Origin of the sequence: Myxococcus dinghuensis, from assembly GCF_024198235.1 — a bacterium.
Classification (GTDB): domain Bacteria; phylum Myxococcota; class Myxococcia; order Myxococcales; family Myxococcaceae; genus Myxococcus; species Myxococcus dinghuensis.
Map to the genome: position 1 here is coordinate 1 of NZ_JAKCFB010000074.1, position 17,272 is coordinate 17,272.

At 66.8% G+C, this 17,272-nt stretch carries 15 protein-coding genes; 10 read left to right on the plus strand and 5 right to left on the minus strand.

Going from position 1 to position 17,272, the window contains the following annotated elements:
• The 5 genes from LZ198_RS41545 to LZ198_RS41565 form a co-directional block, all read right to left on the minus strand.
• The coding region (locus tag LZ198_RS41545) for a hypothetical protein (protein ID WP_323383447.1) at nt 1-601 on the minus strand (601 nt) is incomplete at its 3' end.
• Nucleotides 577-915, minus strand: a complete 339-nt coding sequence (locus tag LZ198_RS41550) for a hypothetical protein (RefSeq protein ID WP_253977725.1) — start codon at nt 913-915, stop codon at nt 577-579. The genes LZ198_RS41545 and LZ198_RS41550, both read right to left, overlap by 25 nt.
• Nucleotides 912-1,571 (minus strand): 3'-5' exonuclease, encoded by a 660-nt coding sequence (locus tag LZ198_RS41555; protein ID WP_253977726.1) that lies wholly within the window; start codon nt 1,569-1,571, stop codon nt 912-914. The genes LZ198_RS41550 and LZ198_RS41555 overlap by 4 nt, the downstream gene beginning before the upstream one ends.
• The gene (locus LZ198_RS41560) at nt 1,571-2,746 is read right to left on the minus strand and encodes a RecB family exonuclease (RefSeq protein ID WP_253977727.1); all 1,176 of its coding nucleotides are present in this window, start codon (nt 2,744-2,746) and stop codon (nt 1,571-1,573) included. Before LZ198_RS41560 ends, LZ198_RS41555 begins: the two co-directional genes overlap by 1 nt.
• Before the next feature lie 133 nt (nt 2,747-2,879).
• Nucleotides 2,880-3,482: a hypothetical protein gene (locus LZ198_RS41565; RefSeq protein ID WP_253977728.1), complete on the minus strand. Its 603-nt coding sequence runs from the start codon at nt 3,480-3,482 to the stop codon at nt 2,880-2,882.
• 1,389 nt (nt 3,483-4,871) lie between these two features.
• Here LZ198_RS41565 and LZ198_RS41570 point away from each other — a divergent pair.
• The 10 genes from LZ198_RS41570 (at nt 4,872) to LZ198_RS41615 (ending at nt 16,967) form a co-directional block, all read left to right on the plus strand.
• Nucleotides 4,872-5,621 carry a sigma-70 family RNA polymerase sigma factor gene (locus LZ198_RS41570; protein WP_253977729.1) on the plus strand — a complete coding sequence of 250 codons (750 nt, stop codon included), beginning with the start codon at nt 4,872-4,874 and terminating at the stop codon, nt 5,619-5,621.
• A gap of 206 nt (nt 5,622-5,827) precedes the next feature.
• On the plus strand, nt 5,828-6,163 hold the full coding sequence (locus LZ198_RS41575) for a hypothetical protein (RefSeq protein WP_253977730.1): 336 nt from the start codon (nt 5,828-5,830) through the stop codon (nt 6,161-6,163).
• A gap of 5 nt (nt 6,164-6,168) precedes the next feature.
• Nucleotides 6,169-6,903, plus strand: a complete 735-nt coding sequence (locus LZ198_RS41580; protein ID WP_253977731.1) for a hypothetical protein — start codon at nt 6,169-6,171, stop codon at nt 6,901-6,903.
• Nucleotides 6,904-6,992: 89 nt separating this feature from the next.
• Nucleotides 6,993-8,510, plus strand: a complete 1,518-nt coding sequence (locus LZ198_RS41585) for a DEAD/DEAH box helicase (RefSeq protein ID WP_253977738.1) — start codon at nt 6,993-6,995, stop codon at nt 8,508-8,510.
• 28 nt (nt 8,511-8,538) lie between these two features.
• Complete coding sequence (locus LZ198_RS41590; RefSeq protein WP_323383449.1) at nt 8,539-11,733, plus strand: hypothetical protein; 3,195 nt, start codon at nt 8,539-8,541, stop codon at nt 11,731-11,733.
• A 1,027-nt stretch (nt 11,734-12,760) separates the two neighbouring features.
• Entirely contained in the window at nt 12,761-13,297 is a 537-nt protein-coding gene (locus LZ198_RS41595) for a DUF2924 domain-containing protein (protein WP_253977733.1), read from the plus strand.
• A complete protein-coding gene (locus LZ198_RS41600; RefSeq protein ID WP_253977734.1) occupies nt 13,294-13,494 on the plus strand; it encodes a hypothetical protein in 201 nt (66 codons plus the stop codon). The genes LZ198_RS41595 and LZ198_RS41600 overlap by 4 nt, the downstream gene beginning before the upstream one ends.
• Nucleotides 13,491-15,050, plus strand: coding sequence for a recombinase family protein (locus LZ198_RS41605; RefSeq protein WP_253977735.1), 1,560 nt, complete (start codon nt 13,491-13,493; stop codon nt 15,048-15,050). The genes LZ198_RS41600 and LZ198_RS41605 overlap by 4 nt, the downstream gene beginning before the upstream one ends.
• Before the next feature lie 563 nt (nt 15,051-15,613).
• The gene (locus tag LZ198_RS41610; protein ID WP_323383451.1) at nt 15,614-16,036 is read left to right on the plus strand and encodes a PspA; all 423 of its coding nucleotides are present in this window, start codon (nt 15,614-15,616) and stop codon (nt 16,034-16,036) included.
• Between the two features lie 70 nt (nt 16,037-16,106).
• Nucleotides 16,107-16,967, plus strand: a complete 861-nt coding sequence (locus tag LZ198_RS41615) for a hypothetical protein (protein WP_253977737.1) — start codon at nt 16,107-16,109, stop codon at nt 16,965-16,967.
• Nucleotides 16,968-17,272 lie beyond the last annotated feature (305 nt).

The following is a 17,272-nucleotide window of genomic DNA, read 5'->3' on the forward strand; positions in this document are numbered from 1 at the left end:
CAGCGTCTCTCCGCACGAAGCTGTGGCGCACACTGGGCCGCCGGACGCCCTCCAGTGGCGTGGCGGGCCGGACGTCGGGTACCCACTCTGCGAGCTGCGCCGGCGAGTACGTGTCGTGCTGCTCCTCCCGCTCCTTGCGGAGGACTCGGAACACCGCGCGAGCCGTCTGCTGGCGCAGGCGGACGGCTGTCCAGTCCCACCAGCGTGAGAGGGGGAAGTCGCGCGCGACGGAGAGGAAGGTGGTGAGGACGAGCTGGTCGAGGTCCTCGCGGGGCACCGCGTTGCCGAGGAGCCGGCGGCGCAGGCGGCGCAACATGGGGGCGTAGGCGGCGGTGAGGGCCGCCGTCCACGCGGGGCTGGAGGAGGACTGCAGTTCGGCCACCAGGGCCCGGGTGAGGGCTTCCCGCTCCGGGTACGTCTGCTCGCGCGTGTCACCCAACGCGGACAGCACGGATTCGAGGGTGGCATGGCGGGCGAAGGCCGCCCGCCGCGTGCGCGCTGTCGCGTAGACGGACTGGTGCCGAGAGGCGAGTGCCTCCACACGCAGGAGGCCCAGGAGCTGGCCGAACAAGTCACTCACCGAGGACGGGCCTCCCACCACTCGCGCACCAACTCGAGGAAGTCCTCCAACTGCATGGTGACGAGGGGCGGCTGCCCGTCGTCCTTGCACACGGCGAGCGGCCAGCGGCCCGGCGGGCACGACTCCATGGCCTGGCGCATGGCCTCGCGGACGTTGGTGCGCCGGTGGGCTTTCGATTCCACCCAGAAGCAAGGTACCTCGACGTCCGGCACCTCTTCACCACTGCGGTACTGGAGGCCGCGGCGGATGTGTGCCTCCGGCATGGCTTCGCGGAAGCGGTGGACGAGGGCTCGCTCGAAATCGGCACCCTTACGACGGGAGGAGGCGCCGCTCACGCGACACCTCCCGACTCCTCCAGCAGCCGCTCCATGTGCCCACCACGGGCCATGCGCACGGCGAGGCAGCGGGCCACCTCCAGCGCGCAGCGGGCGTCCGCCATGGCCCGGTGGGGCGTCGGTCGTTGGAGGCCGAAGCGCCTGGCCAGGGCGTTGAGGGAGAGGGACTCCACTTCGCCCGTAGCAAGCAGCGGCCACGCGAGGCTGGCGGTGTCGAGGCGGTGGTAGTCGACGCGGGGCATGGCCAGCTCGGTGCGGCGGTAGGACTCGACGAGGAAGCTCCAGTCGAAGCTGGTGTTGTGGCCGGCGACGAGGGTACCCGCCAGGAGCGGCGTCACGGTGGCCAAGACTTCGTGCAGGGGCAGCGCGTCCCGCCACTCCTCGTCGGAGTAGCCGCACACCGCCAGGGCCTCGGGGTGGGCGTCGGCCAGCCGGGTGGGCTGCACCCGCGCCTCGTACTCCGCCAGCACCTGGAGGCTGCGGGCGTCGACACGGAGGACGGCCACCTCCAGCACCTCGTGCCGGGAGGCGTCCAACCCCGTCGTCTCGAGGTCGATGAAGGCGAGCGTCCGCAGGTGCGCCGGAAGTCCAGGGAAGAGCGGCTGGTGGATGACAGGGGTTGGGGTGGTGTCGGAAGCAGGGTGGGCGAGCAGCACTATGCAACCTCCTTGGCCCAGAAGCGGGGCGAGTGGTGTTTGGCGGCGAGGGAGTTCAGCTCGGCCTTCAGCAACGCGATGCGTGCGGTGCCCAGGCGTTTGCCCTCGTCCTTCAGCAGCGCGTCGAGGGCCTTCTTGTCGACGGTGGCCAGGCGCTGCAGCAGCTCCTCACGGGAGAGGCTGGTGGCCCGGGCCAGCACCGCGACGGTGGGCTCCAGCGGGTAGTCGAGGCTGGTGGTGTTGAACATGCGGTAGCGCGTGCCAGCGAGGACGAGTTCCGCCTGCTCCGCGAGGTGTGCCCGAAGGACGCCCTCCAGCTCCGTCTTGCGCGCGCCGAGAATCTTCGCGAGGTGGGCGACTTCCTGCCGCTCGAGGGCGACGGACTCCAAGTTGGAGGTGTCCTCGCAGACGACTTCACGCTGGCCCGTCAGGGCGCGGGCGTAGGCGGGGCAGTGGCGCCGGTGGTCGCAGTACACGCAGTTGGGGTTGAGGCGGGCGGGGAAGGACTCCGCGGACTCCATCTGCTGGCCCAGCGTCTCGACGTAGGCGAGGGCGGCGTCCAACTGCGCCTCGGTGCGCGTCGTCTCCTGCATCACGCCATGGCGGAGCATCCACATGGACAGGCGCACGCGCTTGGCCCAGGGCCACATGCGGCGCGCGGCGAGGGCGTAGAGGCTGAGCTGGAGGCTTGCGTCCAGCTCCTCGCGGGTGAAGAGCTGGTGGTTGGACTTGTAGTCAATGACGTGGATTGTCTCGTCGTCCACCCAGTCGACGCGGTCGATGAAGCCCAGGACGGTGAATGGCCCCACCGGCAGGCGGAACTCCTTCTCGATGGCGAGGATGTCGCGGGAGTCCACGCGCCCCTGCTGGCGGACGAAGTCCTGGAGGATGCCGAGCCCCTGGTGGAAGAGGTCCAGGCCCGAGAGGCCCTCGGCCGTCCACGCTTCACGGTAGAGCTGGAGGGCGCGCTCCTCGGAGAGGGGGCCGGCATACTCGGAGTCGAGGACGTCCTGGAGAAGGCGCTCGAGGACGGAGTGAAGTGCCTTCCCGAAGCTCAACGGCACACCGGGCTCGGCGGTGTGCTTGTCGAGGTAGTGGAGCTGGTAGGACAGCGGGCAGGACTCGTAGCGGCTGAGCCGGCTGTAAGACAGGTGCGTGTTTCGCAGTCCGCTCATGGCGTGGGCCTCCTTGGGGCCGATGCGGTGGCGCGTTGCGAGACAGTCATCACGCTCTTTTCGAGAGACACATCAAGTCGAAGCGGGGAGGCAGCGTGGCCCCGTGTGCTTGTTTCACAGCAGTGGGGCGTGTTCATGGCGAGCCCTCTGCGGAGGCCGGCCGCTTCTCGAAGGACATGACGCGGGAGCCCGGGAAGGCAGACAGGACGCGTACCAGCGTGGCTGCGTGCTCAGGGGTGAGCTCCTTCCTGGCCTGGCCGGTGTAGGCAGGGACGAGCCACACTTGGCCGTAGGCCTCGGAGGCGAAGCACACCTCGGCGCCGAGGGCCTTGAAGCTGGCGATGTCCTCGTCGGTGAGGCCGCGCAGGACGAAGAGAGGTCCCTGCGCGTCCAGCTCCGTCACAGCAGGAGGCGCTGCGGGCGGCGCAGACCTGGAGGCCATGGCGGGCTTCCTCGCGGCCGACTCGCGCAGGGGATGGCCGAAGAGATCCACGGCGACCGAGGAGGCCTTCGCGGGCAGCACGGGGGTCGGCGGCGCGACCTCTTCACGAGGAGGCCGGGCCTGCCGATTCACCTTCAGCCACTCGGTACAGGTGCCCACGACAGGCAGGGTGCAGGCTCCTCCCGGGCGGTAGTGCAGGCAGCGTGAGCCCTCGGCGCGGACGTACGTCTCACACGTCACGCCGGGCGGGCGCTGTGAAGCGGGGGTGGGCTGGAGGTGGTGCGTAAGGGCCATGCGCGGGAGTCGGCAGCGCGTGTTTGCCGATACACCCTACAAGCACCCCCTCGCGTCGATTTGGGACAAGAATTCTTTTTGCCCGATTTCTTTTTGGATTTCCGGGGGCGAATGACACGCGGCCATAAGGCAGAGCAAAGGCCTCCGGCGAGAAAACGGGGACATGCCTTCACCGGGTGGCAGAAAGGTGGCAGCCGGTGGCAGGCACTTTTTGAAAGACTGCCACGGAATTCCCCAGTGAAATCAATGGAGTGGCAGTGGTGGCAATGGTGGCAGTGTTTTTTAGGGTAATGCTACCTAGGGGAGAGTGAGTCTTCGAACCCCTATTGAATAGTGCCATTCAAATATGCGCGCGCCCGCTACGTAGGGGTACCTGAAAAAAGACTGCCACCACTGCCACCAAGAGATAAGTTGTTGAATTGAAAGAAGAAAAAGGTGGCAGGAGGTACTGCCACCCACCTGCCACCTCTGCCACCCTTGAGATTTTGAGACATTGAGTGAAGCAGGTGTGGCTCGCTGTGAAGGCGCATGCGAGACAGGCCCGTCGTCGTGTGGGGCCCGTCCAGGCCGAGGGCTGTGAATGGCCCGGAAACGTCCGGAAACGGCCCTCTGGCGCGAGAACAGGGGGCGACAGCGCCCCTGGGGCATGAAGGCGTCCTTCCACGCTCCTGGAGGCCACCAGGGCCCTTCGTCAGTTGCCGGGGCGATGCGACACCGCCAGGGCTGGCTCAAAACCGAAGGTTGATACATGGGGTGACGCATGTTTCACGTGACGTGGGCCCCAACGTTTGGACGGCCCGTCCACGGCCCTGTACCGTGAAACAAACTCCGGATGAGCCGTCACCCGTGAAGGCCTGCGAAGTCTGTCTAGGCACGAATGTCGCAGGGCATCCCACCCAGTGTCCCCGAATCCAGTCCGCGGCCTTTGTGGCTGGAGTCCTCGAAGGGGGCGTCACCTCCAACGTGATGAGACAGGCCTCGAGTCTTCAACGGGCCCAGGGAGTGGGGAGCCGTGTCGTTGATGCTGATGGAAGTGCGCTGCCGGCGGTGCCACCAGGTGCTGGCTGTCCGTGATGGGGAGAGGCTTCGCCTCCTGGCTGACGGGGGAACCGTCGTGGAGAGTCATGTGGCCACCACGCTGCGGTGTCCGCGGTGCAGCCCCAGCGACGATGTGATGGGACGCGCAGGCATCCCTTATGTATCGCGACAAGGCCCCGTTCCCGTCACCCTGTTTCCCAAGGTGTGAGAGGCAGACGTGGTTTCGCGTGGCTGGAGTGCGGCGGCTTCCAGAAGAGCCCCCGTCCAGCCTGTCCCTCGGCAGCAGTCCCTCAACCAGGAGTCGTTGTGCGCAGGTGCTGGGAGGTCCTTGGAGAGGGCTTCCGCCAATACGTGGAGAGTCAGCGGGCGCGGCAAGCCTTTCGCGAGGCTCAGGCCTTGAGGCCTTCGCTTGCGTGCTTCGTGACGCCCGTGGCCCTTGTCGCCTTCCTCAACCGGAGGGACGAGGCGGCGGGCGCGAGGAACGACGTCCTCGTGACGTTGGTGGCCATGGTGCAGGCCCAGGAGAAGTCCGAGTTGGCGTCGGCACTCCTGTGGATGGGCCTTTGGCCCGCCCTCGACGCCATCCACCGTCGGCGCCTTCGGTGCTTCGGGACTCCAGACGAACTCGTGTCGGCCCTCGCGTGGGCCTTCACCGCCTTGGTGGCGCGTGTCGACCTGAGGAGGACTCACCATGTGGCCGCGGCCCTCGTTCGAGGCACCGAGCGCGACGTCCTCAAGGGAGGGCACAAGGTGCTGGGGGAGCAACGGCTGCGCACACGCCTCGAGACGTTGTCGGAGGCGGACGGCCGGGAGTCCTTCATGGAGTGGGCCGAACCACTCGCGTCTCAAGTCGCCTCCTTCGCCGCCGAGGTGGAGGCGCTGCGCGCGTGGCTCCTTCCGCTGGTGGGCGAGGACACGGACTTGCTGGTGTCCGTCCTTCTGCACGACGAGGACTTCACGGTGGCGGGCGCAAGCCGAGGGCTTGCTCCAACGACGGCACGCAAGCGAGTCCAGCGCGCCCTGACGCGTCTGCGGAAAATGGAAAAAGAAATCGGGCAAAAAGAATTCTTGTCCCAAATCGGCGCGAGGGGGTGCTTGTAGTGAGTTGTGGAGTTTGAACATCGCTGAGAGCAACAGACGAGGCTGGCGGGCGACGCAAAGGGGCGCCGGATGTCCCCGCTGCGTGTCACATGCCTTTGGGGGAGTGACGGGCCTTCGTCGGCCACGTCATTCGAGCCGAGACACCCCGCTGCCCGTCCTGTCGGACAGCGACGCCCTTGTATTGCCGACAACCCAGGAAGGACTGGATGAAGACAGCCATGCGAAAAGACTTCGGACGCAGCGAGGCGCACGTGCGCGTCTACACCCGCACTGAAGAGCGCCGGCTCCACGTGGTGGAGCGTGGTGACTCCCGCGCGGAGGCGGATGGCCGGACACCATGCCTCTGCCGTGAGTGCGCCGCGCCGCAGGACAACGACTTCGTCCGCCTGCCGGGCCTCTTCCGCCGCTGGGAGTTCCAGGACGTGGTGGACACCGACGCGGACTTCAACGTCGAGCCGGCGGGCGCTGCGGAGGACGGAACGGAGCTGTTCTCCGTGTACCGGCGCGAGCGGAACGCCCCGGACTGCCAGAGAGAGGGCTGAGCGCCATGACGAACATGTGGGAGCAGACGGCCGCGATGGCCAAGCAGCACGAGCAGGCCGGCGGGAGCTGGCTGAAGCTGGCGAATGACGGCGACAGCGCCGTCGTCGTCTTCCTCGGGGAGCCGCACCCGCGCTCGGTTGTCTTCCTCGACAACAAGTACGTCCTCTTCGACGAGAAGCTGAAGGCTCTGGGGCACAAATCCTCGCTGCGCGTGGCCCTCAACGTGGCCATCTACGGCACGAAGGAAGTGAAGGTGCTGGAGCAGGCCGTCACCTTCTTCAACACGCTGATGGAGCTGCGCGCGAAATACGGCATGGAGAAGTGGGCCTTCGAGGTGAAGCGGCGCGGGGCGGCGAAGGACCCGAAGACGACGTACTCGATTCTGCCGGACCGGCAGCTCTCCGAGGAGGAGATGGCGGCCTTCCAGGCGTTGCCGCAGCACGACTTGGCCAAGCTGTATGCGGCCGAGGCCGCAGCCGCAGCGAGTGGCACGTCGCCCACGGGCACGGCCACCATGAAGTCGAACGAGAGCATCGACGTGAAGCTCGCACAGACAATGGCCACGGCCCTCAAGGGACTGCCACGTGAGGCGGTGGACCGCTTCCTCCAGAAGTTCGGCGTCCAACGTATTCGGGACATCCCAGTCTCGAAGGGTGAGCTGGCGCGAGCCTTCGTCGATGCACTCGTCACGGAGTACTCGGCGGAGAGTGTCGCGGACGTGGACCCCTTTGGACCGTGAGCGCTCGACGCTGACGTAGCACCCGTTTCACGCGCGTGGAGGGCTCGGAGAGAGCCTTCGATGTGCCTCTCTTCTCAAGGACTACAAGAATGGTGGAAGACATCTCCGTCATGCACGGGGACGGGGGACGTGTTGTCTCTCGTCTCGATGACTCCAACGTGGGCGCAGCACCGCTTGCGCCTGCAACCCCTACGAGCGTCGGCTCGGACCTGCGGACGTTGCGCGTGCGCGTGGATGCAGGGCTGCGGCTCCTCGTGAGTGAGATGCCGCCGAAGATGGTGGAGGCTCTCTGCCAGGCGCTCTCCTTGCCGAATCCGGTGCACAGGCGGATGGTGCGCCTCAGGAAGGTGCTGGGCAGCGTGCCAGAGACGCTCGACTTCTTCCGACAGGAGGGGCGCGAGTTGGTGCTTCCGCGCGGGTCCATTCACCTGTTGCGACGGGTGGCGAGCGAATCGGGCTTCGCGCTCGCCATCGAGGACGCGCGGGTGTTCCCGGTGAAGCGGCTGCCGAAGTTGCCGGAGGTGCCCTTGCGTGACTACCAGGCCTCCGCCGTGGAGCGACTGACGCAGGCCACGCAAGGAATGGCGGTGCTGCCCTGTGGCGCGGGGAAGTCGCTGCTCTCCGTGGGGGCGATTGCCCGCTTGCGCACGCCGACACTCATCCTCGTCCACACCTTGGACCTGGCAGAGCAGTGGAGGGGACACATCCGCGAGCGCCTCGGCCTGGAGGCGGGCCTGGTGGGGGCAGGGAAAGAGGAGGTGCGGCCCGTGACGGTGGCCGTCGTCCAGTCCCTGGCCCGGTGGGGTGAGGCGAAACTCGACGTCTTCCTCCACGGCTTCGGTCTGCTCGTCGTCGACGAGGCCCACCACATTGCCGCGAATGCCTTCCACCGCATTGTGGACCGTTGCCCGTCCCGCTACCGGTTGGGGCTGACTGCCACTCCTGACAGGGAAGACGGGCTGACACCCCTTCTGCGCTTCTACTTGGGCGCACACCTGGCCGTGGTGAAGCACGAGGACCTCGTCGCGCGCGGCGTGTTGGTGGTGCCCGAGGTGCGCGCCGTGGAGACCGCCTTCGAGTACTCCTTCGTCCGCGCTTCCGACTACGCACCCATGCTGGCCGCGCTGGCGGAAGACAAGGAGCGCAACGACCTTGTCGTCGGCGCCGTGGCCCGCGAGGCCTGGGCAGGCCACCTGTGCCTCGTCCTCACCGGCCGGGTGGACCACTGCGAGCTGCTGGCGAAGCGGCTCTCGGCCACGGGCTTGTCGGCTGCCGCATTGACGAGTGAGGTGTCTCGTGAAGAGCGCAAGGCCCTACTGGAAAAGGCCCGCGCGGGGCGGGTGTCCGTCCTTGTCGCCACGAGCCTCGCGGACGAGGGGCTGGACTTGCCGCGCCTCTCCCGCGTCTTCCTCGTCTACCCCAGCCGCGCCCGTGGACGCACCGTCCAGCGCCTCGGACGACTCATGCGTCCGCACCCGGAGAAGAAGTCAGCCGTCCTCTTCGACTTTGTCGACAAGGAGGTGCCGCTGCTGCGGCGACACCACGCGGAGCGGCGCCACCAGTACGCCACGGTGCTGGGCGTTGCGGTCCGCATCGCTGCGAATTGAACCAGGGCAGAGCGCGTGAGCACCTTCGATGACGACACCTTTGGACACCCCGCCCAGCATGCCCAATCCCGACGCCATCCGCTCCACCTGGCGGTGGCTCGCGCACGCACAGCACGGCGTGAGCGAAGTCCGCGTCATCCGCCAGGGCGGCGGTGGCGCCGTCGGCCTGGGCTTCTTCGATGACGAGGAGTCCTTCGTCTCGGCCTGTGTCGAGGCCAACGCCGATGCCAACGTGTACGTGGGCATTCAGCCACGGCCTCGGCGCCTGCTTGAGCTGTCCTCCAACGTCCTTCGCCCGCTGCGGACGGGGGCCGGCAACAAGGACATCGAGGTGGTGATGGCCACGGTGGTGGACCTGGACCCGGTACGCCCCAAGGACACGGCCAGCACCGAGGACGAGCTCTCGCTGACGCTCCGCGCGGCGGAGGCTGCCGCGGCCTGGTGTGAAGGGCAGGGACTCGTCCGGCCGAGGCTGATGATGAGCGGCAACGGGGCGCAGCTGTGGTTTGCCCTGCCGCCGCAGTCCCTGACTGGCGACGCTCAAGAGCGCATGCAGGCGGGCCTGAAGGCCTTCGAGGCCGAGGTGCGCGCCCGCTTTGCCAATGAGCGTGTGCGCGTGGACTCCATCCACGACGTGGCGCGAGTCATCAAGGTGGTGGGCACCGTCGCAAGGAAGAGGGCGGCCACTGGCGAGCGGCCCCACCGAGCAGCCCGTGCGCTCGCCGGCTTCGAGCGTGTGGAGGATTGCCAGCTCCTGGCGCGCATGCTGAGCGCGCCGGTGCCGCAGCCGGTTGCGCACGTTCCCCGGCCCGCGCAAGTGGCGCTGCCTCTGGCGGCCTCCGCGTCGGCTCTGCAGGGGACGGTGAAGGCGCGCCGGACGGAGGCGGGAGAGTACGACTGGGCGCAGCCGGTGGAGATGTGCGGCCCGGTGCAGCGTTTGTGGAATGAGGGGGCGGAGGACCGGAGCGTCGCCATCTTCAACATGGTGCGCTTCTTCGCGCACAAGCAGCTCGGCCTCGATGAAATCACCGAACTCGTCTTGGAGTACGACCGCCGGGGCTTGGGGAAGCTGAAGGGGCGAGACGGCAAGGCGTACATCTCCAAGGCCTACGAGAAGGTGATGGCCACGGCTCGCGAGGATGGCGGCGTGGCGCCGCCCTGCCACTCCCTCCAGGCCATGGGCTTCTGCCGCGTCAACCGCGAGCCGGACGTGCGCTGCGAACTCTACGACGCCGTCTTCGACATCGAGAAGGCCGTGGAGGCGCTCGCCACGGTGCCGGCCCAGGACGTGGAGTACCGCCTCAAGCCGATTCTGGAGGCCATCGCCCACCGTCCGCCGTCCGCGCAGGAGAAGTACCTGGCGCTGCTGGAGGTGCGCACGGGCCTGGCCGCGCAGAAGCTCCGGCTGTCCATGGCCCGCGCCGTGCGCACCCAGGCTGGAGGAGACGGCGCAGACAGCAAGGGCGGAGGGAAGAGCAGCAGCGGCGACGACACCATCGACGGCGAGGTGTTCGAGGACGCGTACTGCTACTACACGGTGACGCAGCGGGGAGAGGCGAAGGCGATTTCGTCCTTCACCTTCACGCCCAAGGCCGTCGTCGAAACCGAGGAGGGGGAGGTATTCGTCGGCGATGTCCGCACGGACAAAGGCACCAGCCTGGACGGGGCACGGCTGCCGAGGCGGGCCTTCAACTCGCGCAAGGAGCTGCTGCACCACCTGCCGTCCGTCCACACGCAGTGGACGGGCAGCGACAACAACGTGCAGGGCCTCTTGCGCGCGGTGGCGCGGCGTGCGGTGCCGCGGCTGCCGGGCACCAGCGTCCTGGGGGACTTCAACCAGGGGGCGCACCACGTCTGGGTGGCACCCGGATGCACCCTTGGAAAGGAGGGCTTCCTCTCCCCGTCGCCCGTGGCGTACCTGCCCAATGGGGCGTCCCTCGAGTCACGCGTCCGCTACGAGGCCACTGACGACGACAGCTTCCATGACGTGGCGCGCACGGTTTTCGAGTACCTGCCCCGAATCAACACGCCGCAGGTGGTGTTGCCCATGCTGGGGTGGTTCTTCGCGACGCCCATGAAGCCGCGTTTGGTGGAGAAGGTGGGCTCCTTCCCCATTCTCTTCTCGTACGGGACGCAGGGCAGCGGCAAGTCCAGCACCTGCACGGAAGTCTTCTGGCCGCTGGCCGGAGTGCCTGCCTCGGACGCGTACAGCGTGACGGAGACGGAGTTCGCGCTGGTGAAGCTGCTGTCCTCGACGCGCTCCGTGCCGGTGGTGCTGGACGAGTACAAGCCCCACGACATGCCGCCGCCACGCCTCCACCTGGTGCACCGCTACATGCGGCGCCTCTACCGAGGAGAGACGGAGGAGCGGGGCCGGCCCGATTTGACGGTGTCCACCTACCGCCTGCAGGCCCCGCTGTGTGTCTGCGGAGAGACGCGACCCACGGAAGCGGCCCTCGTGGAGCGCATTCTTCCCGTCAGCCCGGAGAAGGCGACGGTGCAGCAGCCGGCATACCGGGCGGCCTTCCGAGAAGTCACGTCCGTCCGCCTGGCCCTCTTCGCCCCTCGCTACATTCAATTCTGCCTGGGGCGGGACTTCGAGGCGGACTACCGCGTGGCCCGCGCTGTCGCGGATGACTTCGTGAAGGGGCGCCAGGTGCCTCCCCGCGTCGCCGACAACGTGACGGCCATGCTGCTGGGCATTCACCTCTTCGAGCAGTTCGCCGAGGAGTGCGGCTACCCGTTGCCCGCGGACTTGGGCGTCCGCGCGGCCGTGGACGCCGTGCTGAGGGACGTCCTCGAGGAGGAGGAGGGCGTGCGAAACGCCCTCGACGCCTTCGTCCAGATGATGTCCGTCATGGCGATTCAGGGCGAGCTGAAGCACCGCGTGCATTACGCCTTCGTCGAGGGACGGCTGTGCCTCCACCTCGAGTCCGCCTACGACGCCTACCGCGCGCACTGCAGGCGCATCGACTACCGAGGAGAGATGGTGGACACGAAGGCGCTGCGACGCCTCATTCACGAGAACCACCGCGCGGGAGGGTACGTCGTCGCCCCGAGTGAGCGCGTCTGTTTCGCCGGCAAGTCGCTGCGCAGGTGCGCCCTGGTGATTGACGTCGCGAAGGTGCCCTTCATCTCCGTGGAGGACTTCCCACACGCCGAGGAGGCAAGCCGCGGGTGGCGCGGCCAGGGCTATGGCTTCGCGGAGGAGGGGGCCTCCTGAGGGAGTGCTGTCGAGCAGGTGTTGGACTGGAAACCCATTCTCGAGGTGGCGTCATGACAAGGCTGTCGAGCAGCAAGCTGTGGACGGAGTTTCTCCACCGTCTCGCGTCGGAGATGGAGTCGCAGGCCCCCATGCTTCACCAGGGGCGGCGGCTGGTGTGGCGGGAAGGCGAGTGGCTGAATCGGGTGGCCCTCTCGCGCCACTCCTGGCCGGACAGGCATTTCCCCGAAGCGCCGCCGGTGACGCGGATTTCGATGAACCGACTCATGTTTGAACCCCCCGAAGCCATGCTGCGCCGGTTCGGATTCAGCGGTGTGGCACTCCCCTTGGGGGAGTCGCGTCTGCGTCTGGAGTGGACCGTCTACGGGGAAGAGTTGCTCGCCTTCGCAAGCTGGTTGCCGCTGCTGATTCGCGGCCGGCTGAATCCAACGGAGCCGATTCCGCTCCCTCCGTGCCCGAGCCATGTCTTCGGTGGGGGGCTGAGAAAGACGAACTATGCATGGACGGCTACGGCGTGGGAGGCCTACGCGCGTTGGAGGCGGACGGATGCGAGCCTCCCCTGCGTAGCGATTCCCGCCGACCGCCTCAAGCCGGCACGGGCTTTGACGAGACTCCTCCGTCTCGCTTCCTGAAATGCCTCCAACAGCAACCCCCACGGACCCCGGCAGGAGGATGCGTCCTGGCGGGTGTACTGCGGGGCCACGTGTCCCCTCGATTTCTTTCTCGGGCCTCTTTGTCATGACGATGAGTACGAGACCGCCGAACCACCGTGAGGTGGGTGCTCCCTGCCGGGATCGGCCCAGCACCCCACACCAGCGACACGACGATGCCGTCGATGTTCTGACGGAGGCGCTCTGGGAGCTGTGGCTGCGCCGTCATGCGCAGCCGCAACGACACGTGCCCGCGCGGGGCACCGAGGAGCGCGTGCATGGCTGAGCCGCGGACTCTCGACTTGTCTTCCGCGGAGGGCAGAGCGTCCATGCACTCCGCCCGAGGGCAGGTGGCCCCGGACGAAGGAGACAGCACCATGGCGAAGAGAGGGACTGTTCGCGCTGCGCGCAAGCAGCTCGCGGACGTGCCGCAGCAACTGGCTGCCCTGGCCCAGATGCGGGTACCGGAATTGGCGAAGAAGTACCAGGAGCTGTACGGCGAGCCCACGCGCAGCCGCAATGCACCCCACCTGCGCAAGCGCCTGGCCTATCGGATTCAGGAGCTGGCCGAAGGGGGCCTCTCCCCGCGCGCCGTGGCTCGCATTGCGGAGCTGGGGGACACGCTGCCCGAGAGTTGGCGGATGCGGCAGGCGGAGGTGGAGAAGAAGCCCGCTGGGCCCCCGTCCGCTGTACCCGACAGCCGCGACGCACGGCTGCCGCCGCCCGGCACCGTGCTGACGCGCGTGTACCGAGGCACGGAACTCAGGGTGACGGTGCGGGAGGGCAGCTTCGAGTACGAGGGCACGCTGCACCGCAGCCTCTCCAGCATCGCCAAGCTGGTAACCGGCACGGCCTGGAACGGCTTCACCTTCTTCGGCCTCAAGGAGGGCAGCTCAAAGGTGGTGGCGCGATGAGCGGCCCGTCCTTCTTCCAGACGCACATGGGGCAGCGCTTCTACGAGACGACGATGCCGCAGCTCGTCCGCCAGCTATCGCGCCTCAACGACAACATGGAGCGACTGGTGTCCGTGGCGGAGCGTCTCGCAGGCACTCCACCGTCCTCAATCGCCACTGCGGAGACTCCGCCTTCAGGGGATGTGGAGGGGAAATGAGGAGGCGCAAGCCGACGCGCGTGCCGACGGACGCGAAGCGCTGCGCCGTCTACACCCGCAAGTCGACCGCTGCGGGCTTGGAGCTGGAGTTCAACTCCCTCGACGCCCAGCGCGAAACCTGCGTGGCCTACGTGCAGCGCCAGCCCGGCTGGACTCTCGTGGACGAGAGGTATGACGACGGCGGCTTCACCGGCGCCAACCTGGAGCGGCCCGCCTTCCAGCGACTGCTTCAGGACGTGGAGGCGAGGCGGGTGGACGTTGTTGTGGTCTACAAGGTGGACCGCCTCTCGCGCTCCCTCCTCGACTTCGCGAAAGTCATGGAGCGCTTCAACGCGTCCGACGTGTCCTTCGTCTCGGTGACGCAGAACTTCTCTACCGCCGACGCGATGGGTCGCCTGACGCTGAACATGCTGATGTCCTTCGCGGAGTTCGAAAGGGAGATGATCAGCGAGCGAACGCGAGACAAGATTGCCGCCGCGAGGCGCAAGGGCAAGTGGACTGGCGGGCGCGTGCCGTTGGGCTACGACGTGGTGAATCGGCGCCTCTCCGTGAATGAGTATGAGGCCGTGGTGGTAAGGGATGCCTTCGAGCTGTACCTCCGACTCGGGACGGCTTCAGGCGTGGCTCAGCTCCTCAATGAGAAGGGGCGGCAGACGAAGCGGTACGAGAACCGGAGCGGTGGTTCACAAGGAGCGCGTCCCTGGACGACGCAGGATGCCCTGCGCCTGTTGCGCAACCCTCTCTATGTCGGCCTGATGCCCTACGGGACGGAGACACACCCAGGAGAGCATCCGGCCATCGTGGATGGAGACGTCTTCCGTCGGGCTCAGGTGATGCTGGATGGACGTCGCTTCGGCGGCCAGTCTCACGGACGCAACCCCGACTACGTGTTGCGCGGCCTGCTGTTCTGCGGCCTCTGTGGGGCGGCGATGACGCCCGGCAGCAGCCGCAAGGGCTCGCGCGAGTACCGCTACTACCGCTGCACCACGCGGGACAAGCAAGGGCGGGGCGCCTGTCTGTCCGCCCCCATGGCCGCACCTGCCCTGGAGGGCTTCGTCGTTGAGCAACTCCGAGAGGCCTCGGTGAGCGGTCCCCTCGCGGGGGACGTATACGCGCGTCTCACGGCGCGACTGGAGGAGAAGCACCAGTCCCTCCGTGCCGAGCGCGCGCAGTTGCCGAAGGAGCTGGCCCGGCTCTCCAGGGAGTCGGCGAAGTGGGTCGACTCGCTCGCTCAATTGGAGGGGCCCGCCCGGTGCGTCGCCGAGGCGAAGTTGATGGCCGCGGAGGAGAAAGCCCAGGGACTGGAGAAGCGACTGGCGGAAGTGGAGCGCGGCTTGGACGCCACGAAGGGTGAGAAGTTGGAAGCCGCGTGGGTTTCTCAAGCCCTCACGGACTTCGATGCCGTGTGGGATGCCCTCGTCCCAGCCAACCGGGGGGGACTGCTGCGCGCGCTCATTGGTCGGGTGGTGGCGAATGAGGTGACCGGCTGCGTCGACGTGTACCTGGCTCAGGCCGGTGACGGTGTCGTGTCCACTTGCGGGGATGCATCGGCATGAGTGCGAGCCTCGAATCCTTGCCAGCGGATGTGAGACTCCTCCGTGCGCGCTTTCACCGCGTGCGTCGGATGGGCGTCACGTTCGTCGAGGGGCCCCAACCTCCACCGCGCGAGGAGTCGAGGCGGCCGTCCCACGTTGCACGGATGGTGGCCCTGGCTCACCACCTGGATGCTGCAATCGTCCAGGGACAGCTGCGGAACGCGGCGACTGTGGCATTCCAACTGGGATTCACCCGGGCGCGGCTGACGTACCTGCTGGACTTGCGTCTGCTGGCGCCCGACATCCAGGAGGAGTTGTTGTTCCTCGAAGCCGTGGATGGGGAAGAGCCCCTCGGCGAGAGGGTCCTCCGGGCCGTTGTACACGCGGGTACGTGGGAAGCGCAGCGCGCGAAGTGGCGTGCCATCTCCGCGGAATGGGCTGCGGAAGGCTCGCGGCGTCGAATTCCGGCAGAGGGCCCGTAATACGCATTGCAATGCGTCGTCGATTGGATGGAGTGTTGTCGTCGAAATGTGCGGGCATTCAGTCCGCAGAGAGAAAACGGTACTTCCATGCAGAATGACATGATGAGCGCGATTCGGGCCGTGGTGGCCGAGGAAGTGAGCAAGACGCTGGGCCGCCAGGTGGAGCTCCTGGAGAGGATTGCTCAGTACCTGGGCATCCCTACGGACGCGCGGGCGGCGGTGGTGCCTGCTGCGAAGCGCGCTACGCCCACGTCAACGCGGCGGCGCCAGGAGCCCAGCAGCGCGCCTGTCCCGAAGAAGCGAGGGCGCCCGCGGAAGGAGGCGAGCGAGACGCCCGTGGAGAGTGCGGATGAGGCGAGCGCGTCGCCCTTCAAGGTGGGGCAGACAGTCAGCTACAAGCAGGGGCGAGGGACGTTCCCTTCCGTGGTGAAGTCCATCGACACGGAGGTCGGGACTGTCACCCTTGAGCGCCAGAGCGACGGCAAGCAGGTAGAGCGGCCCTTCGCGAAGGTGGAGTCCGCATAGCAGCAGGCAGCGATCTCTGGGTGGACTTGTGCCCCACATTCTTGGCAGCGAGGTGGGGTAGAGTCCGCCCATGAGCTACGAGCCATCTCAGGCCGAGTGGCGGCGATTCCGGCGGACTCTGGCAAGGCTGAGGCCGACCGCTGAGGCGTATCAGCAGTACCGCGAGGACGTACACGAGTATCTGTTATTCCATAGGTGGCAGCGTCCCAAACTGCGTGTGAATGGAAAGGCTGGCACCGCAACGCGCCTGATGATGCGTCGGTCGGAACTGTTCGAGCAGGACTACCTCGTAGTCTGCATGGACTCGGAATGGTTCCAAACAGCGTTTCCCACCTTCGACGCGCTCGCTGTGGGTGAGGCGGAAACGCCATTCTTTTCGCGCCCTCCGTTGGTGATTATACCCGAGACGAAAGCGCGAACTCGCGGCGTCAAATTTCACTCTATTCTCGAGCACGAGATAGTGCATGTAAACCAAATGCTCCTTGGCGCATTTCCTCAGTCCGAAGCGGAGCATGGCGCGGACGAGTTGTTGCGGCTCTTCTTCGAGCATATGCGAGTCGAGTATGAGGCCAATTTACTGCAGTTGACGAAATGGCCGCGACTCTACCCGGTGCGACTTGGTGCATCGTTGGATCGATGGTGTGCGTTCCGAGGGTACTCGCAATCGTTGGAAAACACGTTGGTGCTGGCTGCTGAGGACGAGCATTTCTCCGGCGCCGATGTCGTTGGTTTCCTGGAGCGAATTCTTGAGGAGTTGCCAGTGGCGCTTCGCAAGGCAGGCATGAATTCAGCGCTGGCGTCCTGGTTCCGGGGCCGCCACATCGGTTGCTGTGCTTCCATCGCGGTGAGTGTCGTGGAACAATTTCCGCACTTGAAGTCGCGTGAATCTCTCCAGGCTGCGGGCCGGTGGATTCGAACGCAGCTCGGCTGACCTGGAGTCGTCCGAAGACATTCCCGTACGGGATTCAGATGTAGCCGCAGCCGCAGTTCGGTGCCTTGTGCATACCACCTTGGTCCGGAAGTGAGCAGGTGCTGCGCACCGTGCTTCGTACGAGCTGCAATCCCGAGTGCTGTGATCGCCACCGATGATGTCGGTAGGCGGTGCCCAGTCCTCCGCCCCAGGGTTTCTTGAGACACCGCTCTGGGGGATAACCTCCCCCTCGTGAGGTGGATGTGAAGAAGCAGCAGAAGCAGGACAGGACGGCGGAGCGCGGTCGGTTCTGAAGCGAAGCGGAA